Source organism: Streptomyces sp. V4I2 (genome assembly GCF_030817655.1).
Lineage (GTDB): Bacteria > Actinomycetota > Actinomycetes > Streptomycetales > Streptomycetaceae > Streptomyces > Streptomyces plumbiresistens.
Window position 1 is genome coordinate 5,933,391 of sequence record NZ_JAUSZM010000003.1, and the last position, 25,250, is coordinate 5,958,640.

The 25,250-nt window shown below is 69.7% G+C and carries 25 protein-coding genes and 1 tRNA gene; 14 read left to right on the forward strand and 12 right to left on the reverse strand.

The window, feature by feature from the left end; genetic code table 11:
* Window positions 1–20: 20 nt before the first annotated feature.
* The 5 genes from QFZ76_RS28175 to QFZ76_RS28195 all read left to right on the forward strand — a co-directional run bounded on the left by QFZ76_RS28175 (window position 21) and on the right by QFZ76_RS28195 (window position 5,828).
* Window positions 21–1,208, forward strand: coding sequence for a DNA cytosine methyltransferase (locus tag QFZ76_RS28175; RefSeq protein ID WP_307676342.1), 1,188 nt, complete (start codon window positions 21–23; stop codon window positions 1,206–1,208).
* Window positions 1,205–2,095, forward strand: a complete 891-nt coding sequence (locus tag QFZ76_RS28180) for a bifunctional DNA primase/polymerase (RefSeq protein ID WP_307676343.1) — start codon at window positions 1,205–1,207, stop codon at window positions 2,093–2,095. The genes QFZ76_RS28175 and QFZ76_RS28180 overlap by 4 nt, the downstream gene beginning before the upstream one ends.
* Entirely contained in the window at window positions 2,092–2,523 is a 432-nt protein-coding gene (locus QFZ76_RS28185) for a hypothetical protein (protein ID WP_307676344.1), read from the forward strand. The genes QFZ76_RS28180 and QFZ76_RS28185 overlap by 4 nt, the downstream gene beginning before the upstream one ends.
* Window positions 2,520–3,767, forward strand: coding sequence for a DUF3631 domain-containing protein (locus tag QFZ76_RS28190; RefSeq protein WP_307676345.1), 1,248 nt, complete (start codon window positions 2,520–2,522; stop codon window positions 3,765–3,767). The genes QFZ76_RS28185 and QFZ76_RS28190 overlap by 4 nt, the downstream gene beginning before the upstream one ends.
* A gap of 546 nt (window positions 3,768–4,313) precedes the next feature.
* On the forward strand, window positions 4,314–5,828 hold the full coding sequence (locus QFZ76_RS28195; RefSeq protein WP_307676346.1) for a LacI family DNA-binding transcriptional regulator: 1,515 nt from the start codon (window positions 4,314–4,316) through the stop codon (window positions 5,826–5,828).
* Between the two features lie 119 nt (window positions 5,829–5,947).
* Here the strand turns inward: QFZ76_RS28195 and QFZ76_RS28200 are convergent.
* The 3 genes from QFZ76_RS28200 to QFZ76_RS28210 all read right to left on the reverse strand — a co-directional run bounded on the left by QFZ76_RS28200 (window position 5,948) and on the right by QFZ76_RS28210 (window position 7,932).
* Window positions 5,948–6,021 (reverse strand) — tRNA-Pro (locus tag QFZ76_RS28200).
* A 34-nt stretch (window positions 6,022–6,055) separates the two neighbouring features.
* Entirely contained in the window at window positions 6,056–6,841 is a 786-nt protein-coding gene (locus QFZ76_RS28205) for a Pr6Pr family membrane protein (protein WP_307676347.1), read from the reverse strand.
* A gap of 164 nt (window positions 6,842–7,005) precedes the next feature.
* Window positions 7,006–7,932: a metallophosphoesterase gene (locus tag QFZ76_RS28210; protein ID WP_307676348.1), complete on the reverse strand. Its 927-nt coding sequence runs from the start codon at window positions 7,930–7,932 to the stop codon at window positions 7,006–7,008.
* 94 nt (window positions 7,933–8,026) lie between these two features.
* Here QFZ76_RS28210 and QFZ76_RS28215 point away from each other — a divergent pair, with 94 nt between their 5' ends.
* Window positions 8,027–8,491: a GatB/YqeY domain-containing protein gene (locus QFZ76_RS28215; protein ID WP_307676349.1), complete on the forward strand. Its 465-nt coding sequence runs from the start codon at window positions 8,027–8,029 to the stop codon at window positions 8,489–8,491.
* A 135-nt stretch (window positions 8,492–8,626) separates the two neighbouring features.
* Here the strand turns inward: QFZ76_RS28215 and QFZ76_RS28220 are convergent, their stop codons facing one another.
* Window positions 8,627–10,888, reverse strand: a complete 2,262-nt coding sequence (locus tag QFZ76_RS28220; protein WP_307676350.1) for a transglycosylase domain-containing protein — start codon at window positions 10,886–10,888, stop codon at window positions 8,627–8,629.
* A gap of 408 nt (window positions 10,889–11,296) precedes the next feature.
* On the opposite strand from QFZ76_RS28220, the gene wblA reads away from it, so the two are divergent.
* Window positions 11,297–11,635, forward strand: a complete 339-nt coding sequence (wblA, locus tag QFZ76_RS28225; RefSeq protein ID WP_037735517.1) for a transcriptional regulator WblA — start codon at window positions 11,297–11,299, stop codon at window positions 11,633–11,635.
* A gap of 133 nt (window positions 11,636–11,768) precedes the next feature.
* Here wblA and QFZ76_RS28230 read toward each other — a convergent pair whose 3' ends face one another.
* Both QFZ76_RS28230 and QFZ76_RS28235 read right to left on the reverse strand, forming a co-directional pair.
* Window positions 11,769–13,175, reverse strand: coding sequence for an ArsA family ATPase (locus QFZ76_RS28230; protein WP_307676351.1), 1,407 nt, complete (start codon window positions 13,173–13,175; stop codon window positions 11,769–11,771).
* Window positions 13,176–13,188: 13 nt separating this feature from the next.
* Window positions 13,189–14,166 carry an ArsA-related P-loop ATPase gene (locus QFZ76_RS28235; protein ID WP_307676352.1) on the reverse strand — a complete coding sequence of 326 codons (978 nt, stop codon included), beginning with the start codon at window positions 14,164–14,166 and terminating at the stop codon, window positions 13,189–13,191.
* 106 nt (window positions 14,167–14,272) lie between these two features.
* Here QFZ76_RS28235 and QFZ76_RS28240 point away from each other — a divergent pair, with 106 nt between their 5' ends.
* The 4 genes from QFZ76_RS28240 (at window position 14,273) to QFZ76_RS28255 (ending at window position 17,107) form a co-directional block, all read left to right on the forward strand.
* Window positions 14,273–14,431, forward strand: a complete 159-nt coding sequence (locus tag QFZ76_RS28240; RefSeq protein ID WP_020129281.1) for a DUF4177 domain-containing protein — start codon at window positions 14,273–14,275, stop codon at window positions 14,429–14,431.
* Entirely contained in the window at window positions 14,428–14,895 is a 468-nt protein-coding gene (locus QFZ76_RS28245) for a RidA family protein (RefSeq protein ID WP_307676353.1), read from the forward strand. The genes QFZ76_RS28240 and QFZ76_RS28245 overlap by 4 nt, the downstream gene beginning before the upstream one ends.
* A 503-nt stretch (window positions 14,896–15,398) precedes the next feature.
* Complete coding sequence (locus tag QFZ76_RS28250; protein ID WP_307676354.1) at window positions 15,399–16,280, forward strand: NUDIX hydrolase; 882 nt, start codon at window positions 15,399–15,401, stop codon at window positions 16,278–16,280.
* Window positions 16,277–17,107, forward strand: a complete 831-nt coding sequence (locus QFZ76_RS28255; protein WP_266436013.1) for an MBL fold metallo-hydrolase — start codon at window positions 16,277–16,279, stop codon at window positions 17,105–17,107. Before QFZ76_RS28250 ends, QFZ76_RS28255 begins: the two co-directional genes overlap by 4 nt.
* Here the strand turns inward: QFZ76_RS28255 and QFZ76_RS28260 are convergent.
* The gene (locus tag QFZ76_RS28260; RefSeq protein WP_307676355.1) at window positions 17,104–17,922 is read right to left on the reverse strand and encodes a nucleotidyltransferase domain-containing protein; all 819 of its coding nucleotides are present in this window, start codon (window positions 17,920–17,922) and stop codon (window positions 17,104–17,106) included. The two genes, QFZ76_RS28255 and QFZ76_RS28260, sit on opposite strands and share 4 nt — an antisense overlap.
* Before the next feature lie 127 nt (window positions 17,923–18,049).
* The gene (locus tag QFZ76_RS28265) at window positions 18,050–18,724 is read right to left on the reverse strand and encodes a Crp/Fnr family transcriptional regulator (RefSeq protein WP_030043265.1); all 675 of its coding nucleotides are present in this window, start codon (window positions 18,722–18,724) and stop codon (window positions 18,050–18,052) included.
* Window positions 18,725–18,976: 252 nt separating this feature from the next.
* Between QFZ76_RS28265 and nth the strand changes: the two genes are divergently transcribed.
* From nth to QFZ76_RS28280, 3 genes are all read left to right on the forward strand, one after another.
* Complete coding sequence (gene nth / locus QFZ76_RS28270; RefSeq protein WP_307676356.1) at window positions 18,977–19,906, forward strand: endonuclease III; 930 nt, start codon at window positions 18,977–18,979, stop codon at window positions 19,904–19,906.
* Window positions 19,907–19,988: 82 nt separating this feature from the next.
* The gene (locus QFZ76_RS28275) at window positions 19,989–20,690 is read left to right on the forward strand and encodes a CoA pyrophosphatase (RefSeq protein WP_307680153.1); all 702 of its coding nucleotides are present in this window, start codon (window positions 19,989–19,991) and stop codon (window positions 20,688–20,690) included.
* A gap of 48 nt (window positions 20,691–20,738) precedes the next feature.
* Window positions 20,739–21,938 (forward strand): MarP family serine protease, encoded by a 1,200-nt coding sequence (locus tag QFZ76_RS28280; protein WP_307676357.1) that lies wholly within the window; start codon window positions 20,739–20,741, stop codon window positions 21,936–21,938.
* Between the two features lie 63 nt (window positions 21,939–22,001).
* Here the strand turns inward: QFZ76_RS28280 and QFZ76_RS28285 are convergent, their stop codons facing one another.
* From QFZ76_RS28285 to nhaA, 4 genes are all read right to left on the reverse strand, one after another.
* Window positions 22,002–22,184 carry a hypothetical protein gene (locus QFZ76_RS28285; protein WP_266435954.1) on the reverse strand — a complete coding sequence of 61 codons (183 nt, stop codon included), beginning with the start codon at window positions 22,182–22,184 and terminating at the stop codon, window positions 22,002–22,004.
* Window positions 22,185–22,311: 127 nt separating this feature from the next.
* The gene (locus tag QFZ76_RS28290; protein ID WP_307676358.1) at window positions 22,312–23,250 is read right to left on the reverse strand and encodes an alpha/beta fold hydrolase; all 939 of its coding nucleotides are present in this window, start codon (window positions 23,248–23,250) and stop codon (window positions 22,312–22,314) included.
* The gene (locus QFZ76_RS28295; RefSeq protein WP_307676359.1) at window positions 23,247–23,741 is read right to left on the reverse strand and encodes a phage holin family protein; all 495 of its coding nucleotides are present in this window, start codon (window positions 23,739–23,741) and stop codon (window positions 23,247–23,249) included. The genes QFZ76_RS28290 and QFZ76_RS28295 overlap by 4 nt, the downstream gene beginning before the upstream one ends.
* Window positions 23,742–23,804: 63 nt before the next feature.
* Window positions 23,805–25,241 (reverse strand): Na+/H+ antiporter NhaA, encoded by a 1,437-nt coding sequence (gene nhaA, locus QFZ76_RS28300; protein WP_307676360.1) that lies wholly within the window; start codon window positions 25,239–25,241, stop codon window positions 23,805–23,807.
* Window positions 25,242–25,250: the final 9 nt, after the last annotated feature.

A 25,250-nucleotide genomic window follows, 5' to 3' on the forward strand; every position in this document is an offset into this window, starting at 1 on the left:
AGGAACTGGAGACATCCAGCATGACCGAACCGACCGACATCCGGCGAGCACCGGTCGTGTCCCGGCCCTTCAGGGTTGTGGACGCGCCCTCGACCAAGAGCGCCCCCAACGACATCGTCGAACTGTTCCGCGGACCTGGTGGCTGGGCAGAGGGCCTGCGCATGCTCGGCCTGGCCGACATCGGCCTGGAATGGGACACAGCGGCGTGCAGGACCGCGCACGCCGCCGGCCACGCGACCATTCAGGCCGACGTCGCGGCCTACCCCACCGCCCCGTTCGCCGGCCGCGCCAAGGGCCTGATCGCATCCCCGCCCTGCCAGGCATGGTCAAGGGCAGGGAAGCGGGGCGGCCTGGAAGACCAGCCGCTGGTGCACCAGGCCGTTCACGACCTCGCCCACGGCCGCGACACCCGCGCCGAACTCCTGGCCCGCTGCAAGGACGAGCGCAGCCTGCTGGCTTCGGAGCCGATGCGCTGGCTGCACGACCTCCGCCCCGAGTGGGTGTGCCTGGAGGAAGTCCCCGACGTCCTCCCGCTGTTCCGGCAGATCACCGCCGTGCTGCGGGAGTGGGGCTACAGCGTGTGGGCGGGCGTGGTGAACGCCGCCGACTACGGCGTCCCCCAGAGCCGGCGCCGCGCGATCCTCATCGCATCCCGGACCCGGTCCGTCACCGCGCCAACGCCGACCCACAGCGAGCACGGCGCCGCCGGCCTGTTCGGCGACGACCTGCCCCGCTGGATCACCATGGCCGAGGCACTCGGCTGGGGAGCCACGGACCGTCCCGCGCCCACCGTCACCGCCGGCGGCGGCAAGACCGGCGGCCCCGAGCCGTTCCCGACCCAGGCGCGCGCCGCGCTGCTCGCCGCCCAACGGCGCGGCGCCTGGGTCCTCCACACCAACCGCAACCAGCAGCCCGACGGCAGTCGACAGACCGCCGACCCCTACGCCGGTCCCGCCCCCACCTTCACCGCCAAGTCCGGCAGCCAGTGGGTACTGCGCAGCGGCTCCCAGGAAGAGCCGGACACCGTCCGCATCACCGTCGCCGAAGCCGCCATCCTCCAGTCCTTCCGCCCGGACCACCCGTTCCAGGGCACGAAGACGAAATGCTTCGAGCAAGTCGGCAACGCCGTGCCGCCGCTGCTCGCCGCACACATCGTCTCCGTACCCACCGGCATCCCGGTCCGCTCGGCCTTGAGGGCGGCGGCATGAGCGAGCACCTGATGCGCACCGCACTGGAAGCCGCCGCCTGCGGCTGGCACGTCTTCCCTCTCCGGCCCGGCACCAAGCGCCCCGCCCTGCACGGTGAAGCCGCCTGCCCGGGAACCGGTCCCTGCGGGAGCGGACACCGCAAGTGGGAGCAGCGCGCCACCACCGACCCGGACCGCATCCGCGCCACCTGGGAGCGGGCCCCGTACAACGTCGGTATCGCCACCGGCCCCTCCGGGCTGGTCGTCGTCGACCTCGACATGCCCAAGGACAAGAGCGGTTCGGACGCACCTTGCGGCGCGACAACCTTTGCAGCGCTCTGCGAGCGCACCGGGCACACCGTCCCCGACACCTATCGGACCCGGACCGCGAGCGGTGGTGAGCACCTGTACTTCACCGCCCCGGACGGCATCCGGCTGACTAACTCCGCGGGCAGGCTCGCCCCGCTGGTCGACACCCGAGGCTGGGGCGGCTACGTCGTCGGAGCCGGCAGCACCACCCCGGCCGGCTCGTACACCGTCACCGACGACATGACTCCCGCGGAACTGCCCGCATGGATTGTGCGCCTGCTGGAAGGACCCGCGCCGCGGCCGGTCGCGCCGTTCGCGTGGCCCACGATCAGCGGCAGCCGCACAGCCACCGCAGCACTGGAGCGCGAATGCCGGACGGTGATGGCAGCCCCGGAGGGGGAGGGCAACATCACGCTCAACCGGTCCGCCTTCAAGGTGGGGCGCTTCGTCGCATGGGGCGACATCGCCCGGCACGTGGTCGAGGAAGCCTTCCAAGGAGCGGGAGAGGCACGCGGACTCACCGCTGCCGAGTGCCGCGCCACGATCCGCAGCGCCCTGGACAGCTCCATCCGCAAAGCCCGGCCCCGGGATGCGGCATGAACACCCCACCCCTTCCCCTCTTGGAAGGCCAACCCGCAACCACCACGGGCCCGCAGGACGCCGAACAGACATCGTTTGGGCAGGCCGTGGGCGGGCTGAAAGTCGCCGCCTGCAAGGGCGTCCCATCTGCTCTTCGTACTGAGAAGTTCCGCAGCGACCAGGCCCGCCACAGCACCCTCGACCCGACCCCGGACCGGCCCGGTATCCGCATCTACGCCCCACCGCTCTACCGGCATCACTGGGACGGTGCCCGCTGGTCCAAGCGCCACGGCGACACCCCCAACGCCGCCTACGCCTGCTCGTGCGGGCAGACCGGCACCGCCACCGGAGCACCGAACGTGGCCGCTCTCGCAACCGAGTACGCGGACCACATAGCCGCCTGCACGGGAGCTCCCGCACAACTCCTGGAAGGGAGTAACGCCGCATGACCGACACCCTCGACGGCGCCGCGCTGTTGGACGAGGTGGAAGCCTTCCACCGCCGCTTCAACGTCTTCCCCACCGGACACGCCTACACCGCCGTCACCCTGTGGGACGCGCACGCCCACCTCATAGACGCACTCGACGGCACCGCCCGCATCGCTTTCCTCAGCCCCGAACCGGGCTCCGGGAAGTCCCGGGCACTGGAGATCATCGAAACCCTCACCCCGCGCGCCGCGACCACCGTTAACGCCTCCGCCAACGCCCTGTTCCGGCTGGTAGCAGCCGATGCGGGCACACCGACGCTGCTGTTCGACGAGATCGACACCGTGTTCGGGCCCAAGGCAGGGGGGAACGAAGAGGTCCGCGGGTTCCTCAACTCCGGCTACCGGCGCGGCGCCAAGTCCCTGCGCTGCGTCGGAGAGGGCTCCGACCAGAAAGCAGGCTGGTTCGAGTCGTTCTGCGCGGTCGCCATGGCTGGACTCGGATCGCTGCCCGACACGATCCTGACCCGCTCCGTCATCATCCGCATGCGCAAGAAGGCGCCCAACGAGAAGTGCGAGCCCTACCGGCGCCGTGTCCACGAGAAGCAGGGCCACATCCTGCGTGACCGGCTCGCGGAGTGGACCGCCACCATCCACGACCAGATCGCGGACGCATGGCCAGAGATGCCCGAGGGCGTCTCGGACCGGCCGGCCGACGTGTGGGAGCCGCTGCTTGCGGTTGCGGACGCGGCCGGCGGGCACTGGCCCGAGCGGGCCCGTGCCGCCTGTGTCGCGCTCATCAAGGCCGCTTCGCAGGGCGATGAGGCATCCCTTGGGGTGCGCCTGCTGACGGACCTACGCGACAAGGTGTTCTGCGGTGCCGACCGCATGCCGACCGCCGCCATCCTCGAAGTCCTCCTAGCACTCGATGACGCTCCGTGGGCTGACCTGAGCGAGGACGGACAGAGCATCAAGCCACTCACCGCGCGCGGCCTGTCCAAGCTCCTGAGCCAGTACGTGCGCCCCGACAACACCCCCATCAAGCCCCGCGGCATCCGGGTGGGCAGCGGCACCCCGAAGGGCTACTACGCGGAAGACCTCAGCGACGCCTGGACCCGCTACTGCCCCCCGCACCCTGAGAAATCCGCAACATCCGCAACGTCCGCAACACCGCAGGTCAACGGGGGTGAATCTGTGGCGGATACCCCTTCTGAGAGCCGCCACATGTTCGCGGAAACCGACACACGACAGCTCCGCATCGCCGGCTGACCAGCCCGCGCCCCAGGGTCCCGCCGCGCCGCCGCATGGCGGGACCTATCCGCAACAGAAACGGCATCCGCCACAGATTCAAGCCGCTGACCAGCAATGTTGCGGCGTGGCGGATGTTGCGGATTCCCCAGAAGGCCAAGACGACGTGTGGTGAGGAGCCGTGAAGGTGCAGAAGGAGATCGGACTCCCCAAGAGCTACTCGGCTGCCGACGTGGCGGCAGCCCTCGGGTGCTCTGAGTGGTGGGTCAAAGAGCAGGCCCGACGCCGGCGAATCCCCTTCATGCGGAGCGGAAGTGGCTACCGCTTCACGAACGATCACGTAAAGGAGATCTTCCACATTCTTGAGGAGCGCCCTAGCGAGGACAGTCCTTCCGCGGGCAACGCGCCTACACCTCGCCGTCGCGCTAACACGCAAGCAGGCGGACCCGTGGTACAGCTTCGAGCGCGCCGTCCGCGACGCACACGAAACGCCGCCTGACAGACCGAATGATCGCGGTGGGCGGGAGTCGACAGGCTCCCACCCACCGTTTTGTCGTGAGAGGGAGCATGGGGTTTGCGGAGGATCGCGGCACGTACTGGCGTGGCCGCTACAAGATCTCAACAGGCAAGTACGGCACCGTTGCTGACGAGAGTGGTGAGACCGTCCGCTTCCGTACGAAGCGCGAAGCCAAGCAAGCCGCTGATGCCGAAGAAGCGAAGGTCCGTTCGGGCGTCTGGAAGGACCCTGCGGCCGGACAGATCACATTCGGCGAGTACGCCTCGCGCTGGTACGCGGCGCAAGATTTAGCTGCGTCCACGATGCAGAACTACCGCCGTCACCTGGAAGAGCACCTGCTCCCAGAGTTCGAGGAGCGCCCGCTCGCCTCAATCCAGCGCGTGGACGTCGATGCGTGGGAGAGGAAGGAGAAGGCGCTCTACGCCGTATCGAGCGTGAAGACGTGGCGCGGCACTCTCCACCTGGTCCTCGAAGACGCGATGGACGACGAACTCATCAGTGCCAACCCCGCCACCAAACGCCGCGGTAGGGGAAAACGTGCCGGACGTTCGCGCGACCGAGGACCCGAGAAAGTCGTCACCGAACCCCTTGGCATCCTGCTGTGTGCTGAGCGCGCCTCTCTGCTCTCCGGGCGCGATGACGAGTTCGTTGCCGTCGTGACCAAGGGCTACACAGGCATGCGGTGGGGCGAAATCGTGGGATTGGAGACTGAGTTCGTTCGCAGAGGGGCCGTGCGCGTGGAATGGCAGCTCTACGAACTCGACTCGGGGGAGTTCGAACGCTGCCCTCCCAAAGACGACAGCTACCGCACCATCGATGCCCCGGCATGGCTTACTCGCTTGTGGGCCAGTCACGTAGCCCGTACGCAGCCGAAGCCCTGCGCTTGCCATGGCAACACCTACATGTTCCGCGGGCAGGGAGTTTCCCGCACGGGGGAGACCGGCGCGAAGGTGGTCGACGTGGCGAGACGAGCCGGCGTCTCCACCGGCACCGTCTCCAACGTTCTCAACCGGCCCGATGCCGTAGCAGAAGCCACCAGGGAGCGGGTACGGGAGGCCATCGACGCTCTCGGATTTACGCGCGGCGGCGGCGCCATCGACCAGGCCGAGCACTGGCGACGGAACGGGTTCGCCACGTGGTTGTTCACGCCAGCCGTCTCCGGCTGGTACCCCAAGAAGGCTCCCCGGGAGGCACGGCCCGTGCCGGTCATGGCCGATCCCTGGCCCGGTGTGCCGGCGCGAGGGAGAGGCGCCCAAGCGCGAGCGGACACTTGCTGGGTGCCGATCGCGAAGGGGCTTACTCCACACGGGCTGCGCCACACCCACAAGACGCGCATGGAAGGATTCCGCACCCCGCCGAAGCTGATGGATGAACGCATGGGGCACATCGACGGCTCCGTGCAGGCGCGCTACTCGCACATCACCCGCGAGATGCGTCAGGAGCTCTTGGCGGACCTCACCGTCGAGTGGGAGGCGTCCCTCGATGCTCGTATCGCGATGTGCCCGGCGTCGCCGGTCGCTGTGCTCAACGACCTCATGCGGGAGCGTCTGAGAGCGCGCCGGTAGGTGCTGTCTGGGGAGCGGAATTTCAAGATCTTCTCCCAGGTTTCTCCCAAGAGGCCCCGGAAACCACTCAGGGGCCTGACCCGCTATGCGGGTCAGGCCCCTGACCTGGTACTTCACTGTCGGGGTGGCGGGATTTGAACCCACGACCTCTTCGTCCCGAACGAAGCGCGCTGCCAAGCTGCGCTACACCCCGATCGTCGCTGCTAGTGGCGGCGACGTCGTTTACTTTAGCCCACCGGTGGCTGGAGACGAAATCCGGTTTTCGTGCGGTGGCGGACGGGGTTCGGGCGGGCGTGGTCGAGGGCGATGAGGAGGACGGCGAGGGCGTAGAAGGAGAGGCCGAGGAGGAGGGCGTTGGCCAGGATGCTCTTGTAGCCGTGGAGGCCGACGTCCAGGAACGGGTAGAGGTAGCGGTCCGGGGTGCCCGGCGGGAGCAGTTCGCCGTGGGTCAGCGAGAAGGTCAGGTAGGCCAGGGGGTAGAGGAGCCAGGGGGCGGCCTGGCGCAGGTGGAGGCGGCCGCGGGGTGTCAGGAACAGCCAGTCCAAGAGGGCCGCGGCGGGGATCACCGTGTGCAGGACCTGGTTGGTGATCGCGTGCCAGCCTGTGGGGGTGGCTGCCTCGGCCGTCATGGAGAACGGGCTCGACTCGTTGGCCAGCAGCAGGTGGTACACCAGGCCCGTGATCGTGACGTAGAGCAGGACCGCGCCCGTCAGGGCGGACGGCAGGGGGCGGCGGGCCGCCCACGCCCGGCGGGCCGAGAACACCATGACCGGCGCCAGCAGGATGGTGCTCTGGATCGAGAAGTAGCTCAGGATCCGGACGGGGCTGCCGAGGAGCAGGTCGATCGTCACGGCCGCGATCGCCGCCAGGGCGACCAGCAGTCGGTAGACGGCGGTCAGGGGGCGTCGTACGGGGGTCACCACCGCCGTGGCGGGGACGGGGGAGGGCAGCAGCGCGGGCATGCCCGGGATGGCGGGCAGGTCCGGCATGTCCCTGGGTATCGGGGCGGTCATGCCCTCACGCTAAGCAAGGGCGACAAAAGGGGCGATACGGGCGGGCCGGGTGGGTTAACCCCGGTCCGCCGAAGTCATTGACCCCGACCCGCCGGCATCGTCAACCCCGGCTCACCGACCCTGGTCAACCCCGGCCCACCGACCTCGCCCCACCACCGGCAGACCTACTCCCGCCCCACCAGCGTCAGCAACGTAACCTCCGGCGGGCACGCGAACCGTACCGGCGTGTAGCGGTTCGTGCCGCAGCCCGCCGAGACGTGGAGGTACGCCGTACGATCCTCCGCCGTGTGCGTGGACAGGCCCTTCACGCGGTCCGTGTCCAGGTCGCAGTTGGTGACGAAGGCGCCGTAGAAGGGGAGGCAGAGCTGGCCCCCGTGGGTGTGGCCGGCCAGGACCAGGGGGTAGCCGTCGGCCGTGAAGGAGTCCAGTACCCGGAGGTACGGGGCGTGCACCACGCCCATCGAGAAGTCGGCGCCGCCCGACGGGCCGCCCGCCACCTGCGCGTAGCGGTCCCGCTTGATGTGCGGGTCGTCCAGGCCCGTCAGCTCCACCGACACGTCCTCGATCTTCAGCGTGCCCCTGGTGTTCGTGAGGTTCAGCCAGCCCGCGCCGTCGAAGCCGTCCCGCAGGTCCTCCCACGGGTTGTGGACCGCGTTGACGGCGGGCGCGTTGCCGTTCAGGCCGTGGCGGCCCTGGGTCTTCTCGAACAGGTACCGGGCGGGGTTGCGGAGTTTGGGGCCGTAGTAGTCGTTGGAGCCGAAGACGTACGCACCCGGGAACTCCATCAGCGGGCCGAGCGCGTCCAGCACCTCGGGCACGCCCTCCGGGTCGGAGAGGTTGTCGCCGGTGTTGATCACGAAGTCGGGGCGCAGCCCGGCCAGCGAGCGCAGCCAGCGCTGCTTCTTGCGCTGGCCGCCGACCATGTGGATGTCGGAGACCTGGAGCACGCGCAGCGGGCGCATCCCGGAGGGGAGGATGGGGACGGTCACCCGTCGCAGGCGGAAGGAGCGGGCCTCGAAGCCCGCCGCGTACACCAGACCGGCGGTGCCGGCCGCCATGATTCCCAGGGGTACTCCGTATCGCGAGCGCATACGCCCATCGTGTCAGACCCCGCTGGTGCTCCGTGCCCCGCTGCCCTTTAAATGAACGGGCAGCGGGGGCGCGGTACCTGCGACAATCAAACTCATGACCACGCTCAAGTCGAAGCTGCAGGAAGACCTCAACGCCGCGATCAAGGGGCGCGACGAGCTCCGCTCCTCGACGCTCCGGCTGACGCTCACCGCGATCACCAAGGAGGAGGTCGCGGGCAAGACCAAGCGCGAGCTCTCCGACGACGAAGTACAGAAGGTGATCACCCGCGAGGCGAAGAAGCGCCGGGAGGCCGCGGACGCGTTCGCGCAGGGTGGTCGTCCCGAGTCGGCCGAGCGGGAGAAGGCGGAGGGCGAGGTGCTCGCCGCGTACCTGCCCCAGCAGCTCAGCGACGAGGAGCTGAACGACATCGTCGCCCAGGCCGTCCAGGAGGCGAAGGCGGCCGGCGCCGAGGGGCCGCGGGCCATGGGCGCCGTCATGAAGATCGTCAACCCGAAGGTGGCCGGTCAGGCCGAGGGCGGCCGCGTCGCCGCCGCGGTCAAGAAGCTCCTGGCGGGCTGACCGACTCCGGCCCACATCGCCAGCATCACCAGCATCACCAGCATCACCAGCATCACCAGCAAGAACGGCCCCTTCCTCCGGTACGAGATGAACCCGTACCGGAGAAAGGGGCCGCGCCCATCTCAGCCCACCGCGTCAGTCGCGGCCGCCGTTCCCGTTTCCGTTGCCCTGGAAGAAGCCCTCCGGGATGGAGAAGGTGGGATTCGGGAAGGTGTCGCCGCCGCCGTCGGTGGCTCCTTCGTCGCCGTTGCCCCCGTCGTTGTTCCCGTTCCCGTTTCCGTTGCCGTTCCCGTTTCCGTCGCCGTCGCCGTCGCCACGGTCTTCGTCGGGGTTCGGGATGTTGACGAGGTTGAAGGACTCCGTGGACTTGCCCTCGAGGGCGCCGGCCATGGCGTCCTTCCAGATCGGCCCCGGGACCTGGCCGCCGTAGACGAGCGGGTGGTAGACGCCGCCGATCGTGATGTTCTTCATCTCGACCTTCTGGGTGGCGCTGCCGACCCAGACGGCGCCCGACATGTTCGGCGTGTAGCCGACGAACCAGGCGTTCTTCCGCTCGTCCGTCGTACCCGTCTTACCGGCGCTCTCGCGGTCGGTGAGGCCGGCCTGCTGGCCCGTACCGGAGTCGACCACGCCGCGCAGGAGCGTGTTGACCGTGTCCGCGGTCTTCTCGCTCATCGCCCGCGAGCACGTGGACTTCGGCACCTCCAGCGACTTCCGCTCGTCGCCGACCTTCTGCGTGATCGACTCGATGGCGACCGGGGTGCAGTACATGCCACGGGAGGCGAAGGCGGCGTACGCGCTCGCCATCGTCAGCGGGGAGAGGCCGATCGAGCCGAGGGCGATGGCGGGCGTCTCGGGGATCTTGTCGCCGTTGCCCTGCCGGACGTGCAGCTTGTCGGTCACGTTGACCACCGGGCACAGGCCGATGTCGGAGATCATCTGCACGAAGTAGGTGTTGACCGACTTCGCCATGGCCTCCTTCAGCCGGTACGGGCCGACCTCCGACTCGGTCTCGTTCTCCAGCTTCTCGCCGCGCCTGTTGGTCCACGGACTGCTGTCGCACGTCTGGACCGGGCTCGGGTACTCCATCTCGTACGGCGACGAGTAGTCCTGCGTCGCCGGGCGGCCCTCCTCCAGGGCGGCCGCCGCCACGAACGGCTTGAACGTCGAACCGGTCGGGAAGCCGAAGTTGGAGCCGCCGTAGGCCGCGTCGACCGAGTAGTTGTACTCGGTCTCGTTCTTGCCGTAGCCGTACGGCTTCGACTGGCCCATCCCGACGATCTTGCCGGTGCCGGGCTCGACCAGGGTGGTCGCCGCGGCGACCTTGTCGCTCTTGTTGACGTGTTCCTTGAGCGACTCCTCGACCGAGTTCTGCGCCTGCGGGTCGAGGGTCGTACGGATCGTCAGGCCGCCCTGGTTCCAGGTCTTCGCCCGCTCCTCGCGGGACTTGCCGAAGACCGGGTCGCTGAGGAAGACCCGCTCCACGTACTTGCAGAAGAAGCTGGCGCCCTGCACGGCCGTGATGCAGCCGTTGTTGGGCTTGCTGACCTTCAGGCCCAGCGGCTGCTTCATCGCCTTGGCGGCCTCCGCCTGGGAGACGTCGCCGACCTCGGCCATGCGCTGCAGCACGGTGTTGCGGCGCTTGGTGGCCTCCGTCTCGTCGTTGACCGGGTCGTACCGGCTGGGCGACTGGACGATGCCGGCGAGGAGGGCCGACTCCTGGAGGTTGAGGTTCTTGGCGGACTTCGAGAAGTACCGCTGGGCCGCGGCCTCGACGCCGTAGGCCTGCTGGCCGAAGAAAGTGATGTTCAGGTAGTTCTCGAGGATTTTCTTCTTGCCGAGTTCCTCTTCGACCTGGATCGCGAACTTCAGCTCGTTGATCTTGCGGCCGAGGGTCTGCTGGGTGGCCTGCGCGACCTTCGTCGGGTCGTCACCGGCCTCTTCCACGAAGACGTTCTTCACGTACTGCTGGGTGAGCGTGGACGCGCCCTCCGAGACGCCGCCGCTCTGCGCGTTCTTGTTGAGGGCGCGCAGGACGCCCTTCAGGTCGATCGCGCCGTGCTGGTAGAAGCGCGAGTCCTCGATCGCGACGATCGCCTTCTGCATGTACGACGAGACGTTCTTGAGGCCCACCACCGTGCGGTCACGCGAGTAGACGGTGGCGAGCTGGCCGCCGTCCGCATCGAGGATGGTGGTGCGCTGGCTCAGCGGCGGCGTCTTCAGATTGGCCGGGAGCTCGTCGAAGCTCTCCACCGACCCCTTGGCCGCGAGACCCAGTGCACCGGCCGCGGGCAGCGCGATGCCGGCCATCACGGCTCCCGCGAGCACACTGACACCGAGGAACTTGGCGGCCTGCTGTGTGGAGGTCAGACCACCGCCCGAGCGCTTTTTTGGCATAGGGGCAGCCTACGTTCTCATTCGCCGGACACGCGTACAGGCCTTGGCCTAAGCTGCTCTCAACTGTCACAGCTGTAGGGCTACGTATCAATACGTCCGGCGACCCCGAATCGTTCCGGAAGTTCCCCGATTTTTTTCACGGGGGCGTGTCCGAATCCGCCTCGTGTGTCATCTGATGCCCGTTGTGACGCAATGCAACCGTCCCGGTTTGCCGGAACAGTCACGTATGTCGCGGGCTCACTCCCCCGGGTGATCTGCCGCTTACCCATAGTCCGTTCGGGCCATTCAAGATTGGGCCCGAAGGGGGTGTTGCGCTGTGCCCACCTTCCGTAACGTCCTCAACTGGCGGCGGTGAATATGCCGCTGCCGCCGTGGGGGAGCCTCGATTCGGGAGAGGACGGCGCCGGTATGGGCTGGGTAACCGACTGGAGTGCGCAGGCGGCCTGCCGCACTACCGATCCAGATGAACTGTTCGTTCAAGGAGCAGCGCAGAACAGGGCCAAGGCGGTGTGCACCGGATGTCCGGTGCGCACGGAGTGCCTCGCCGACGCGCTCGACAACCGCGTCGAGTTCGGCGTGTGGGGAGGGATGACGGAGCGGGAGCGCCGCGCACTGCTGCGCAGGCGGCCGACTGTCACTTCATGGCGCCGGCTCCTTGAGACCGCGCGTACGGAATACGAGCGGGGGGTCGGCATCCTGCCCCTCGACGACGACGAGGTGTACGAGAACTACGCGGCGGTGAGCTGAGGGCACGCCCCTCAGCGGCCACCGGCGTCTCGGACAGTGATGTCCCGGACAGTGGGTCTCTCACAGTCGTGTCGTGGACTGTGGCGTCGTGGACTAAGGCGTCTTGGACCGTGGCGTCTTGGACTGAGGTGTCTCAGACGCCGGCATCGGGCTCGGGCAGCTCCGGGTGAGCCGCCGCGAGCCGGTTTCCGATGTCCCGCAGCCCCGCGAGGTCGTGCACATCACCGGGCAGCGCGGCCACTTCGGCCACGGCCACCTCGGGGTGGAGCGCGGTGAAGCGGTCACGCGTGCGCTGCTCGCGGGAGAGCAGCCGCATGCGCTCGGCATGCAGCCTCAGCAGGCCTGCCGTGAGTTGTTCCACGGACATCTCCTGCTCACTGACCTGCCTGGGGTCCTGCCTGCGTTCCGTGTCCTGTGTGGCGGCGGGGGAGCCTTCGTCAGGAGCCGGTGGTGCGGAGGCGGGAGGTTCGGAAGCGGGAGATTCCGCGGCGGGAGACTCTGAACTGCCGTACATGTCGGGAGAGTTACGAAGACCAGCTTTCCCGTCCCCCTGATCCACAATGCGGGGCTCTTCAAGATTTTCTGCGGCGGCGAGCGCCCGCTCGGCCGACAGCCGGTCGGCGCCGCTGCCGTGGACCCGGTTGAGCACCAGACCGGCGAGCGGCATGTCCTCGGCCGCCAGCCGCTCCACGAAGTACGCGGCCTCCCGCAGCGCGTCCCGCTCCGGGGCCGCGACCACCAGGAACGCCGTCCCGGGCGCCTGGAGCAGCTTGTACGTCGCGTCGGCGCGCGTGCGGAAGCCGCCGAACATCGAGTCCATCGCCGCCACGAACGTCTGTACGTCCCTCAGGAGCTGGCCGCCGAGCAGCTTGCCCAGCGCGCCGGTCATCATCGACATACCGACGTTCAGGAACTTCATCCCCGCGCGGCCGCCGACCTTCGCCGGCGCCAGCAGGACCCGGATCAGCTTGCCGTCGAGGAACGACCCGAGCCGCTTCGGCGCGTCCAGGAAGTCGAGCGCGGAGCGGGACGGCGGCGTGTCGACGACGATCAGGTCCCACTCGTCCCTGGCGCGGAGCTGTCCCAGCTTCTCCATCGCCATGTACTCCTGCGTGCCCGCGAAGCCCGCCGAAAGCGACTGGTAGAAGGGGTTGTTCAGGATCGCCGAGGCCCGGTCCTCGTCCGCGTGCGCCTCGACGATCTCGTCGAACGTGCGCTTCATGTCCAGCATCATCGCGTGCAGTTCGCCGTCGCCCTCGACGCCCTTCACCCGGCGCGGGGTGTTGTCGAGCGAGTCGATGCCCATCGACTGGGCGAGCCGGCGGGCCGGGTCGATGGTGAGCACCACGACCTTCCGGCCGCGCTCGGCGGCACGCAGACCGAGGGCCGCCGCGGTGGTCGTCTTGCCGACGCCGCCCGAGCCGCAGCACACGATGATGCGGGTCTTCCGATCGTCGAGCAGGGGGTCGAGGTCGAGTACGCGCGCGGGGGACAGGCCGTGACGGGTGCCCTCCTTGGCGAGGGCCGGATCCTTGCTCATGACATCCCCCAACTCATGACATCCTCTGTTCCCGCAGCTCTGCGGCGAGTTCGTACAGGCCCGCAAGGTCCATTCCCTCGGCGAGCAGCGGTAGTTCGTGCAGCGGCAGGCCCAGTTCGCCCAGGACGGCGCGCTGTTCGTGCTCCAACGCGTACCGCTCGCCGTACTCCCCGGCCTGCGCCAGCAGCGGGTCCACCAGCCGCTCGGCATGCCCGCCGCGCCGCGCCCCGCCGAGTCCGGCCGCGGACAGCGACTGCGCCACGGCCGTACGCGGCACGGTGCGTACGAGTTCCAGTTCGGCCGCGTCCAACACCTCGGGCCGCACCATGTTGACGATGATCCGCCCCACCGGCAGCCGCGCCGACCGCAGCTCGGCGATTCCGTCCGCGGTCTCCTGGACGGGCATCTCCTCAAGGAGCGTCACCAGGTGGACCGATGTCTCCGGAGACTTCAGCACCCGCATCACGGCCTGCGCCTGATTGTGTATCGGGCCGATCTTCGCGAGGCCCGCCACCTCGTCGTTGACGTTCAGGAAGCGGGTGATGCGGCCGGTGGGCGGCGCGTCCATGATGACGTAGTCGTATGCGAACCGCCCGCTCTTGTCCTTCCGCCGCACCGCCTCGCACGCCTTTCCGGTCAGGAGTACGTCCCTGAGGCCGGGCGCGACCGTGGTGGCGAAGTCGATCGCGCCGAGCTTTTTCAGGGCCCGGCCGGCGCTGCCCAGTTTGTAGAACATCTGGAGGTAGTCCAGAAGGGCCAGTTCGGGGTCGATGGCGAGGGCGTACACCTCCCCGCCCCCTGGAGCGACGGCGATCTTTCGCTCCTCATAAGGCAGCGTCTCCGTTTCGAAGAGCTGCGCGATGCCCTGCCGGCCCTCGACCTCGACGAGAAGCGTCCGCTTCCCCTCGGTCGCGAGGGCCAGCGCGAGGGCGGCGGCGACCGTCGTCTTGCCGGTCCCGCCCTTGCCGCTGACGACCTGGAGCCTGCTCACGTATTCGAGCGTAACCAGTCCGTGCGCGGACTAAGCGGGAGGCTGTGGATAACCTCGGCGAGGTCGGCCGTCCGGCCGGTGTGCCGCAGCGGCTAAAGTCGGCCGCATGACCAAGTGGGAATACGCAACCGTGCCTCTGCTCGTCCACGCCACGAAGCAGATTCTGGACACCTGGGGCGAGGACGGCTGGGAGCTCGTCCAGGTCGTGCCCGGGCCGAACAACCCTGAGCAGCTCGTGGCCTACCTGAAGCGGGCCAAGGCGTGAGCTCGGTCGAGGCGCGGCTGGCCGAGCTGGGGCTGACGCTCCCGGAAGTCGTTCCGCCGCTCGCCGCGTACCAGCCGGCTGTGCAGTCCGGTGTGTACGTCTACACCTCCGGCCAGCTGCCGATGGTGGAGGGCAAGCTTCCGGTCACCGGCAAGGTAGGTGCGGAGGTCACGGCCGAGGAGGCCAAGGAGCTGGCGCGCATCTGCGCGCTGAACGCCCTGGCCGCCGTGAAGTCCGTCGCGGGCGACCTCGACCGGGTGGCGCGCGTGGTGAAGGTGGTCGGCTTCGTGGCGTCCGCGTCCGACTTCACCGGTCAGCCCGGCGTCATCAACGGCGCGAGTGAGCTGCTGGGTGAGGTGCTGGGCGACAAGGGCGTGCATGCGCGGAGCGCGGTGGGGGTGGCGGTGCTGCCGCTGGACGCGCCGGTGGAGGTTGAGGTTCAGGTGGAGCTGACGGGGGCGTAGGGCGGCTGCGGATGCCCTGTGCGGATGCCTGCGGCGGCCTGTGCGGGTTGGGTGGGGGTGCGCGTAGCGCCTGCGGTTGCGTTGTGGGTCGGAGCCGCGTCGGGGGGTGTCCGTCCTCGGAACGGCGCGGAATCGGTCACCTACCAACGCGCCCGTGTTGACGCGCCAACCGCTGCGGGCGGACCCCCCCGACACGTCCCCTTGCCGCCGTACGCGAGTGCGGGAGCGTCCACCTTCCGGCGGCCACCTTTCGGCCGACCGAGTCGGAGAACACCCGCTGGGGGCGCAGCGGGTGTGGGTGTGGCCCGTTTCTCGGCCGACCCAGTCGGGCGGTGGACGGTGGGGGTTGGGAATGCCCACCCTCCCGCTGGGGGCGGAGCCCCCGGGGACGCCCGCGCCCGTGCCTCGTGACTGGACAACGGGCTGGTACCTCGTCGTCCCGAGGTCGGCGGCAGCACCTGGCTGCTCTCGAACATCCGCGCACCAAGAGATAGCCTCCGCCCATGGCAAACGGGCAGTGGTACCCCCCGGAGTGGCCCGACCGTATCCGTGCCCTGACGGACGGCACGCTTACGCCGGTCAGTCCTAAGCGCGCAGCCACCGTCATGCTCCTGAAGGACACCGACGCCGGCATTGCCGTGCACATGCTGCGCAGACGGGCCTCGATGGCCTTCGCAGGAGGCGCGTACGCGTACCCGGGCGGCGGTGTGGACCCCCGTGACGACGACCGTCACGTCCGCTGGGCGGGCCCCACGCGCGCGTGGTGGGCGGACAGGCTCGGCGTGGACGAGGCGGCGGCCCAGGCGATCGTCTGCGCGGCCGTGCGGGAGACGTACGAGGAGGCGGGCGTCCTTCTCGCCGGCCCGGCGTCGGACTCCGTGGTCGGCGACACCACGGGCCCGGACTGGGAGGCGGACCGGGCGGCCCTGGTCGACCGCGAGCTGTCCTTCGCCGAGTTCCTGGACCGGCGGGGACTGGTACTGCGCTCCGATCTGCTGGGTGCCTGGACGCGCTGGATCACCCCGGAGTTCGAGTCCCGGCGCTATGACACGTGGTTCTTCGTCGCCGCCCTCCCTGAAGGCCAGCGCACGCGCAACGCCTCCACGGAGGCCGATCGCACGGTGTGGATCCGGCCCGAGGACGCGGCGGGCTCGTACGACAAGGGCGAGCTGCTGATGATGCCGCCGACGATCGCGACGCTGCGCCAGCTGAGTCCGTACGGCAGTGCCGCTCAGGCGCTCGCCGCTGCCCCGGAGCGTGATCTGACGCCTGTTCTGGCGCGGGCGCGCATCGAGGGCGAGCAGATCGTGCTGTCCTGGCCCGGGCACGACGAGTTCACCAAGCACATCACGACCGACCTCCCGACCGGTGGAGCCCCCGCATGACGGACGCAGCAGCCCTTCCCGGCCAGCCACGGGGCGCGGTCCTGTCGGGTCCCGCCACCCCGCGTGCCGTCAACGTCCTCGCGCCTAACCCCTCCGCGATGACCCTGGACGGCACGAACACCTGGATCGTGGCGGAGCCCGACTCGGAGTCGGCCGTCGTGATCGATCCGGGGCCGCTGGACGACGGCCACCTGCGCAATGTCGTCGCCATGGCGGAGAAGGCCGGCAAGCGCGTCGCCCTGACCCTCCTCACCCACGGCCACCCGGACCACGCGGCCGGCGCCGCCCGCTTCGCCGAGCTGACCGGCACGAAGGTGCGCGCCCTGGACCCGGCGCTGCGGCTGGGGGAGGAAGGGCTGGGCGCCGGGGACGTGATCCGGGTCGGTGGCCTGGAGCTGAGGGTCGTACCGACTCCCGGGCACACCGCGGACTCGCTGTGCTTCCATCTCCCGGCCGATCAGGCGGTCCTGACGGGTGACACCATCCTGGGCCGCGGTACGACCGTCGTGGCCCACCCGGACGGCCGCCTCGGCGACTACCTGGACACCCTGCGGCGCCTCAGGTCGCTCACGGTGGACGACGGGGTCCATACGGTGCTTCCGGGCCACGGGCCCGTCCTGGAGGACGCCCAGGGCGCCGTCGAGTTCTACCTCGCCCACCGCGCCCACCGCCTCGCCCAGGTCGAGACGGCCGTGGAGGACGGCTATCGGACGCCCGCCGAGGTCGTCGCCCATGTGTACGCCGACGTGGACCGCTCCCTTTGGCCGGCCGCCGAGCTGTCGGTACGGGCACAGCTGGAGTACCTGGAGGAGCACGGGCTCATCTAGGGCCTGGGGGCTTTGACGCCGTGCACGCGCGCGTACTCCTCGGCGAGCCACGGTCCCAGGTCGTCGACGTACGAGCGCAGGACTGCCGGGTCGCCGGTCGGCTCGAAGCCGAGGGCGGCCGCTGTGCGCAGCTGTTCCGCGCGCGCGGGGTAGTACTCGGCGAAGGCCTCGGCCATCTCGCCCAGGTCGCTCGTCCAGCCGTTCCAGCGGGGCATGACGAGCGTGAACGCCGTGCGGACGAGGCGGCGGGACATGAAGCGTACGAGGGGGCGCAGGGCGGCCTCGGTGTCGTCGGCAGCGGCGATCCGCTCGCGCCAGCGGGGGAGGAGCAGGGCGAGGTCCCCGTTCGTCTCGCGGGCCAGGAGGGTGTCGGGGCGGTAGCGCGGCAGGTATTCGGCCAGGTCTTCGCCGAGCAGGGGGGTGCACAGACAGGCGATGAACCACCCCAGGTCGTACGTCTCCAGGTCGCTCAGCGCTTGCGCCCGGCTGACCAGCAGCGTCCCGCTCCCGTCGATCTGCGGGAATTCCTTGTCGAGCGTCTCGTCGACGTCGCGGGCGTCGGCCCGGTCCGCGGCGGTGGGCTCCTCGCGCAGCGCGAGCAACAGATCGAGATCACTGCGGCCCACGCGCGCGGTGCCGCGCGGAATCGACCCGTAGAGGTACGCGCTGTGCAGCCGGGCCCCGAAGACGTCCAGGAGACGGCCGCGGGCGGCGGCGACCACGGGGCGGAAGGCGTGCGGGATGCGTCCCAGGGAGCCCTCGCGCTCGATGAAGCCCTGTGTGTCCAGCCCGGGGCGGCGAACTGTTTCGGCCATGGGATCACTGTGCCGTGAAGGGCAGGCCCGAGCCCGTCATTTACGGCGCGGAGGGGCGCGGTGGTCGCGAGGAGGGCCCCGTCTCACCCAGGAGACGGGGCCCTCGTCGACGTACGCCTTGGGGTGCCTAGCGTGAGCGCTTCGCGAGCCGCTCGACGTCGAGCAGGATCACGGCCCTTGCCTCCAGGCGGAGCCATCCGCGGCCCGCGAAGTCGGCCAGCGCCTTGTTCACGGTCTCGCGGGACGCGCCGACCAGCTGGGCCAGCTCCTCCTGCGTGAGGTCGTGGACGACGTGGATGCCCTCCTCGGACTGCACGCCGAAGCGGCGGGAGAGGTCGAGCAGCGCGCGGGCCACGCGGCCGGGGACGTCCGAGAAGACCAGGTCGGACATCGCGTCGTTGGTGCGCCGCAGGCGGCGGGCGACGGCGCGCAGGAGGGCGGTGGCCACCTCGGGCCGGACGTTCAGCCAGGGCTGGAGGTCGCCGTGGCCGAGGCCCAGCAGCTTGACCTCGGTCAGCGCGGTGGCGGTCGCTGTGCGGGGGCCCGGGTCGAAGAGGGACAGCTCACCGATGAGCTCACCGGGGCCGACGACGGCCAGCATGTTCTCGCGCCCGTCGGGGGAGGTGCGGTGGAGCTTCACCTTGCCCTCGGTGACGACGTAGAGCCGATCGCCCGGGTCGCCCTCGTGGAACAGGGAGTCACCACGTGCGAGGGTCACCTCACTCATGGAGGCGCGCAGTTCCGCGGACTGCTCGTCATCGAGCGCCGCGAAGAGCGGGTTGCGCCGCAGAACGTCGTCCACGAGTTCTCTCCTTGTCGACCTGCTCAGGGGATCTTGCTCCCCCTTGGTACCAGGGGACCGTGTTCCCCATTTTGCCGGACGGTCCAAACAGTGTGATCTGTCACAAGGATGCCGCACAGGTGTGCCGGGGTAAGCGGCAGGGGTCCAATTGAGGGCTGGTCTTCAGGGTCCGGGGCGGATGTCAGTGCCGGGCTCTAGGCTGGCCGGGTGTCCAAATCGCCGGTGAGAGCACAGGCCGAGGGGGCTGGGCGGGTGGTTGTACGTCGAAATTCCGCCGTGGGCGAACAGGACCCGGCCGGCGGAAAGAAAACGGCAAAAGCGACAAAGAAAGTTGCGGTGAAAGCGGTGGCTCCGGCGAAGCGAGCGGTGGCTTCGGCCAGTGAGGTGAAGGCGAGTCCGGTGAGGAAGAGCGAGTCGCACACCGCTCTGGTCCGCCGAGCCCGCCGTATCAACCGCGAGCTCGCGGAGGTCTATCCGTACGCCCACCCCGAACTGGACTTCGAGAACCCCTTCCAGCTGGTCGTCGCCACGGTCCTGTCCGCCCAGACCACCGACCTCAGGGTCAACCAGACGACACCCGGCCTCTTCGCCAAGTACCCGACGCCGGAGGACCTGGCGGCGGCCAACCCGGAGGAGGTCGAGGAGATCCTGCGCCCGACCGGTTTCTTCCGGGCCAAGACCAAGTCGGTGATAGGGCTGTCGAAGGCCCTGGTGGAGCAGTTCGGCGGAGAGGTCCCCGGGCGGCTCGAGGACCTCGTCAAGCTGCCGGGAGTCGGCCGCAAGACCGCCTTCGTCGTCCTGGGCAACGCCTTCGGGCGGCCCGGTATCACCGTGGACACGCACTTCCAGCGGCTGGTGCGGCGCTGGCAGTGGACCGACCAGACCGAGCCCGACAAGATCGAGGCCGCCGTCGGCGCGCTCTTCCCCAAGAGCGAGTGGACGATGCTCTCGCACCACGTGATCTTCCACGGCCGCCGTATCTGCCACGCCCGCAAGCCCGCCTGCGGCGCCTGCCCCATCGCCCCGCTCTGCCCGGCGTACGGCGAGGGCGAGACGGACCCGGAGAAGGCGAAGAAGCTCCTCAAGTACGAGAAGGGCGGCTTCCCGGGCCAGCGCCTGAAGCCCCCGCAGGCATATCTGGACGCGGGCGGGAAACCCGCGCCGCCGCTGGGGGCGGGATGACACGCTTCTGCCTCTGGGCACGTTCCCAGGAACGATCTCGGGGCCGTGGGGCGTTGGATCCAGCAGGACGACGGGGGTGGCGATGACGCGGGCGAGCAACACGCGGGGCGGTTCGGTGACACTCAGCAAGGAGGGTCTGCCCGCCTGGCTGGATCCGGTGGTGCACGCGGTGGAGACCGTCGAGCCGCTGCAGCTCAGCCGCTTCCTGCCGCCCAAGGACGGCGCGGGGCGGCAGTCCGCCGTCCTGATCCTCTTCGGCGAGGGCGACGGCGAGCGCGGCCCCGAGCTGCTGCTCATGGAGCGGGCGAGCTCGCTGCGCTCCCACGCCGGACAGCCCTCCTTCCCCGGCGGCGCGCTCGACCCGGAGGACGGCGACCCGAAGGGCGACGGCCCCCTGTGGGCGGCCCTGCGTGAGGCCGAGGAGGAGACCGGGCTCGACCCGGTCGGCGTCCAGCTCTTCGGCGTGCTGCCCAAGCTGTACATCCCGGTCAGCGGCTTCGTCGTGACGCCGGTGCTGGGCTGGTGGCGGGAGCCGACCCCGGTGGGGGTGGTGGATCCGAACGAGACCGCGCGGGTCTTCACCGTCCCCGTGGCGGATCTCACGGACCCCGGCAACCGCGCCACCACCGTTCACCCCAGCGGTCACCGAGGCCCGGCATTTCTGGTCGAATCGGCCCTCGTGTGGGGGTTCACGGCCGGAATCATCGACCGGCTGCTGCACTACTCGGGCTGGGAACGCCCCTGGGACCGCGAGAAGCAGGTCCCGCTCGACTGGCGCGCATGACAGGGTGTCTGCCGTGCTGTGCAAAGTGATGAGGCGAGGCGTGAGCCGGTGAACGTGCTGGACATCCTGTTGCTGCTGGCCGCCGTGTGGTTCGCGATCGTCGGCTACCGCCAGGGCTTCGTCGTCGGCATCCTGTCGGTGATCGGCTTCCTCGGCGGCGGTCTGGTGGCCGTGTACCTACTGCCCGTCATCTGGGACGCGCTGACCGACAACGCGGAGGTCAGCACGACCGCCGCGGTCGTCGCGGTGGTCGTCGTCATCGTCTGCGCCTCCGTCGGCCAGGCCCTGACCACCCATCTCGGCAGCAAGCTGCGCCGGTACATCACCTGGTCCCCGGCCCGCGCGCTGGACGCGACCGGCGGCGCCCTGGTCAACGTCCTCGCGATGCTGCTGGTCGCCTGGCTGATCGGCTCCATGCTGGCGCAGACGACGATACCGACGCTGGGCAAAGAGGTCCGCAGCTCCAAGTTGCTGCTCGGGGTGTCGGAGGCGCTGCCCAATCAGGCCGACACCTGGTTCAAGGACTTCACCTCGGTCCTCGCGCAGAACGGCTTCCCACAGGTCTTCAGCCCGTTCGCCAACGAGCCGATCAAGGAGGTCCGGCCGCCCGATCCGGCCCTCGCCAACAGCGTGGTGGCCGCCCGTGCCCAGCGCTCCATCGTCAAGGTCATGGGTACCGCCCAGAGTTGCGGCAAGGTCCTGGAGGGCACCGGCTTCGTCTTCGGGCAGCGCCGCGTGATGACCAACGCGCATGTCGTCGGCGGCGTCGACGAGCCCACCGTCCAGATAGGCGGTGAGGGCAAGAAGTACGACGCGACGGTCGTCCTCTACGACTGGGAGCGCGACATCGCCGTACTCGACGTACCGGACCTGAGCGCACCCGCGCTGAAGTTCACGACCGACGACGCGAGCAGCGGGGACAGCGCGATCGTCGCCGGGTTCCCGGAGAACGGGGCGTACGACGTCCGCTCCGCGCGCGTGCGCGGGCGCCTCACGGCCAGCGGCGCGGACATCTACCACCGCGGCACCGTGCGTCGCGACATCTACTCGCTGTACGCGACCGTCCGCCAGGGCAACTCCGGCGGCCCGCTGCTCACCCCCGAAGGGAAGGTGTACGGCGTGGTCTTCGCGAAGTCCCTCGACGACGCCGACACCGGGTACGCGCTCACCGCGGACGAGATCCAGGAGGACATCGCCAAGGGGCGCACCGCGAACCAGCAGGTGGACAGCGACAGCTGCGCGCTCTGAGCCCGGGATGTCGGGAGCCTTCGGGAACGCCCCCGAACCCGGGTGCAGAAAAAAAGGGGGGCGTCAGCCTCGCGGATGACGCAGGCGTACCGAGACCCAGCGGGCCCGGCGGCGCAGAATGCGCGGAATGCCCACCCTCAGGTCCGTCCCCGCCATGTGCGGAGAACCCCCTCGTTGGTGGGAGCCCAGGCCGCTGCCCGAGCGTCGATTGCGTGCTGCGTCACTGTAGTCGTGCGTCCAGCCCATACCCGGACGTGTGCCCCTGCCCCAAGGTCGATAACCGCCCCCTGGCCCCCCAATTGGCCTATGCGCCGGGCAAGTGGCCGTTCGTAGGACACGTGTTCACGTCCGGATACCGGGCGCATCGGAACCGTCACCGATCGGGTTCGGGATCCTTCAGCCAGTTGATGAGTTCGGTGGAGAACGCCATCGGGTCCTCTTCGTGCGGGAAGTGCCCCAGACCGTCGAACAGCCGCCAGCGGTACGGCGCTTCGACGTACTCGCCGGAGCCGGCCGCGCTGCGCGTCCGCATCACCGGGTCGAGGGATCCGTGCAGGTGGAGGGTCGGCACGCGCACCGGACGCTTCATCCGCCGGTTGAACTGGATGCCGTCGGGACGCGCCATCGACCGCACCATCCAGCGGTACGGCTCGATCGAGCAGTGCGCGGTCGAGGGGATGCAGATCGCGCGGCGGTAGGCGTCCACCGCGTCGTCGTCCGGCAGGCGCGGTCCCGACCAGTCCCGGATGAGACGGGCGACGAGCGCGCCGTCGTCGGCGGTGAGCTGCCGCTCCGGGATCCAGGGCCGCTGGAACCCCCAGATGTAGGAGCCCGCGGTGGTCTGCTTGACGTCCGCGAGCATCGCCGAGCGCCAGCGCCGGGGGTGCGGCATCGACTCGACCGCGAGCCGCCGTACGAGCTTGGGGCGCATCGCGGCCGCCGTCCACGCCAGATAGCCGCCCAGGTCGTGGCCGACCAGCGCGGCGTCCGGCTCGCCGAGGGAGCGGATCACGCCGGTGATGTCGAGGGCGAGGTTGGCCGGGTCGTAGCCGCGTGGGGTGCGGTCGCTGCCGCCGACGCCGCGCAGGTCCATGGCGACGGCCCGGAAGCCGGCGTCGGCGAGTGCGGGCAGCTGGTGCCGCCAGGTCCACCAGAACTGGGGGAAGCCGTGCAGCAGCAGCACCAGCGGCCCGTCACCCATCTCCGCGATGTGGAAGCGCGCGCCGTTGGCGGCGACCTCCCGGTGCGTCCAGGGGCCGTCCGGTCGTACGACCGAGGCCGGCTGGGACGAGGGTGTCGCGGGATCCGTCATGAGGATGAGCGTGCCACAGCCTCGATGGCCTTGGCGTCCGGGAGCCCGTCCCCCAGGGCCGCCGGGCGCGGGTGCGGCTTGGCGTTCTGCAGGACGCCCGCGGATTCCTTCATCGAGGCGGCGACCTTCTGCGGGCCCTTGCTCTTCTTCGCCTTCTTCGCGAAGACGACGCCGATCAGGGCGAGGACGAGCGCCACGAGGACGTTCGCCGCGAAGGACAGCAGGAAGCAGATCGCGAGGTTCCAGTCGCTCCAGGTGCGGATGCCGTACGCCAGCGCGAAGTTCAGCATCGGCAGTGAGAAGAGCAGGATCGCCCCGGCCACCGTGAACGCGCCGCCGCTCGTCGCGCCGCGCTTCACGTCCCGCTTCAGCTGCGCCTTCGCCAGCGCGATCTCGTCGTGCACCAGCGCGGACATCTCGGTCGTCGCCGAGGCGAACAACTGGCCGATGCTGCGTTCGGCGCCGACCGGGCTGCCGTCGGGTGCGCTCATCGCGTTCTCCCTTTTCTGCTGTGTGCCTGACTCGGAACAGTCCTTTTGTGCCGTCCCGTCAGATCATGCCGGACGACCGTCCTCATCGCCTGCCCTGCCCGTCACTTCGGCAAGCGCGTGGCGTTCGGCGGCCTTCGCTTCGGCGATCCGGCGGTGCTCGGCGGCCTTGCGGTCGTAGATGGCAGCCATCCGCAGGTGGTACTCCGGGTCGTCCTCCTCGTAGACGTCCGGGATCCCGTCGAGGTCGTCGTCGCGCTCCTCGGCCTCCCACAGGCGGCGGTACTTGGCGTTCCGTATCTTCAGCAGCACGGTCGCCAGCACGGCCGCGATGACGGACCCCGTGAGTACGGCGGCCTTGACCTCGTCCGTGAGCGCCGCGTCGCCGTCGAAGGCCAGTTCGCCGATGAGCAGCGACACGGTGAAGCCGATGCCGGCGAGAGTCGCGACCGCGAACACGTCGGCCCACTCGAGGTCGTCGCTGAGCGAGGCCCGGGTGAAGCGGGCCGTCAGCCAGGTCCCGCCGAAGATGCCGACCGCCTTGCCGACGACCAGGCCGAGAACCACGCCGAGCGTCTCCGGCCTGGTGAACACGTCCCCCAGCGCGCCTCCGGAGACCGAGACACCCGCGCTGAACAGCGCGAACAGCGGCACGGCCAGCCCCGCCGAGAGCGGGCGTACGAGATGTTCGATGTGCTGGCCGGGGGATTGCTTCTCACCCTCGCGGGTCGTGCAGCGCAGCATCAGGCCCATCGCGACGCCCGCGATCGTGGCGTGGACACCGCTGTTGTACATCAGCGCCCAGATGACGAGCGCGAGCGGAACGTACACGTACCAGCCGCGTACGCCCTTGCGCAGCAGCAGCCAGAAGACGGCGAGGCCGACGACCGCGCCGCCGAGCGCGGCGAAGTCGATGCTGTCGGTGAAGAAGACCGCGATGATCAGGATCGCGAAGAGATCGTCGACCACGGCGAGGGTGAGCAGAAACGCGCGCATCGCGCTCGGCAGGGAGGTGCCGATCACCGCGAGTACGGCGAGCGCGAAGGCGATGTCGGTGGCGGTGGGGACGGCCCAGCCCTGGAGCGAGCCTCCGCCGGTGACGTTGGTGAGCGTGTAGACGAGTGCCGGTACGGCCATCCCGCACAGGGCGGCGACGACGGGGAGCGCGGCTGCCCTGGGGTCCTTGAGGTCGCCGGCGACCAGTTCGCGCTTGAGCTCGATGCCGGCCACGAAGAAGAAGACCGCGAGGAGCCCGTCGGCGGCCCAGTGGGCGACCGACAGGTCCAAACCGAGGGACGCGGGGCCGAGGTGGAAGTGGCTGACGCTCTCATAGCTGTCGTGCACCGCGGGGACGTTCGCCCAGACAAGCGCGGTGACCGCGGCGACGAGGAGCAGGACGCCGCCGACCGTCTCGGTGCGCAGCGCGTCCGCGACGAAGGTCCGCTCGGGGAGGGAGAGCCGGCCGAAGGCCTTGCGGGGGGCGGTGGGGCGGGGCGCGGTCACGGGGGAGAC

What these genes read in the sequence shown, in the direction of transcription:
- QFZ76_RS28205 (WP_307676347.1), bottom strand. Translation starts at nt 6,841, where the DNA reads ATGACCGCCCCGATACCCAGGGACATGCCGGACCTGCCCGCCATCCCG.
- QFZ76_RS28230 (WP_307676351.1), bottom strand. Translation starts at nt 13,175, where the DNA reads ATGAGCAAGGATCCGGCCCTCGCCAAGGAGGGCACCCGTCACGGCCTG.
- QFZ76_RS28210 (WP_307676348.1), bottom strand. Translation starts at nt 7,932, where the DNA reads ATGCGCTCGCGATACGGAGTACCCCTGGGAATCATGGCGGCCGGCACC.
- QFZ76_RS28260 (WP_307676355.1), bottom strand. Translation starts at nt 17,922, where the DNA reads ATGGCCGAAACAGTTCGCCGCCCCGGGCTGGACACACAGGGCTTCATC.
- QFZ76_RS28215 (WP_307676349.1), top strand. Translation starts at nt 8,027, where the DNA reads ATGACCACGCTCAAGTCGAAGCTGCAGGAAGACCTCAACGCCGCGATC.
- QFZ76_RS28240 (WP_020129281.1), top strand. Translation starts at nt 14,273, where the DNA reads ATGACCAAGTGGGAATACGCAACCGTGCCTCTGCTCGTCCACGCCACG.
- QFZ76_RS28185 (WP_307676344.1), top strand. Translation starts at nt 2,092, where the DNA reads ATGAACACCCCACCCCTTCCCCTCTTGGAAGGCCAACCCGCAACCACC.
- QFZ76_RS28180 (WP_307676343.1), top strand. Translation starts at nt 1,205, where the DNA reads ATGAGCGAGCACCTGATGCGCACCGCACTGGAAGCCGCCGCCTGCGGC.
- QFZ76_RS28220 (WP_307676350.1), bottom strand. Translation starts at nt 10,888, where the DNA reads ATGCCAAAAAAGCGCTCGGGCGGTGGTCTGACCTCCACACAGCAGGCC.
- QFZ76_RS28295 (WP_307676359.1), bottom strand. Translation starts at nt 23,741, where the DNA reads ATGAGCGCACCCGACGGCAGCCCGGTCGGCGCCGAACGCAGCATCGGC.
- QFZ76_RS28190 (WP_307676345.1), top strand. Translation starts at nt 2,520, where the DNA reads ATGACCGACACCCTCGACGGCGCCGCGCTGTTGGACGAGGTGGAAGCC.
- QFZ76_RS28285 (WP_266435954.1), bottom strand. Translation starts at nt 22,184, where the DNA reads ATGGGCTGGACGCACGACTACAGTGACGCAGCACGCAATCGACGCTCG.
- QFZ76_RS28290 (WP_307676358.1), bottom strand. Translation starts at nt 23,250, where the DNA reads ATGACGGATCCCGCGACACCCTCGTCCCAGCCGGCCTCGGTCGTACGA.
- QFZ76_RS28175 (WP_307676342.1), top strand. Translation starts at nt 21, where the DNA reads ATGACCGAACCGACCGACATCCGGCGAGCACCGGTCGTGTCCCGGCCC.
- wblA (WP_037735517.1), top strand. Translation starts at nt 11,297, where the DNA reads ATGGGCTGGGTAACCGACTGGAGTGCGCAGGCGGCCTGCCGCACTACC.
- QFZ76_RS28275 (WP_307680153.1), top strand. Translation starts at nt 19,989, where the DNA reads ATGACGCGGGCGAGCAACACGCGGGGCGGTTCGGTGACACTCAGCAAG.
- QFZ76_RS28250 (WP_307676354.1), top strand. Translation starts at nt 15,399, where the DNA reads ATGGCAAACGGGCAGTGGTACCCCCCGGAGTGGCCCGACCGTATCCGT.
- QFZ76_RS28255 (WP_266436013.1), top strand. Translation starts at nt 16,277, where the DNA reads ATGACGGACGCAGCAGCCCTTCCCGGCCAGCCACGGGGCGCGGTCCTG.
- QFZ76_RS28195 (WP_307676346.1), top strand. Translation starts at nt 4,314, where the DNA reads ATGGGGTTTGCGGAGGATCGCGGCACGTACTGGCGTGGCCGCTACAAG.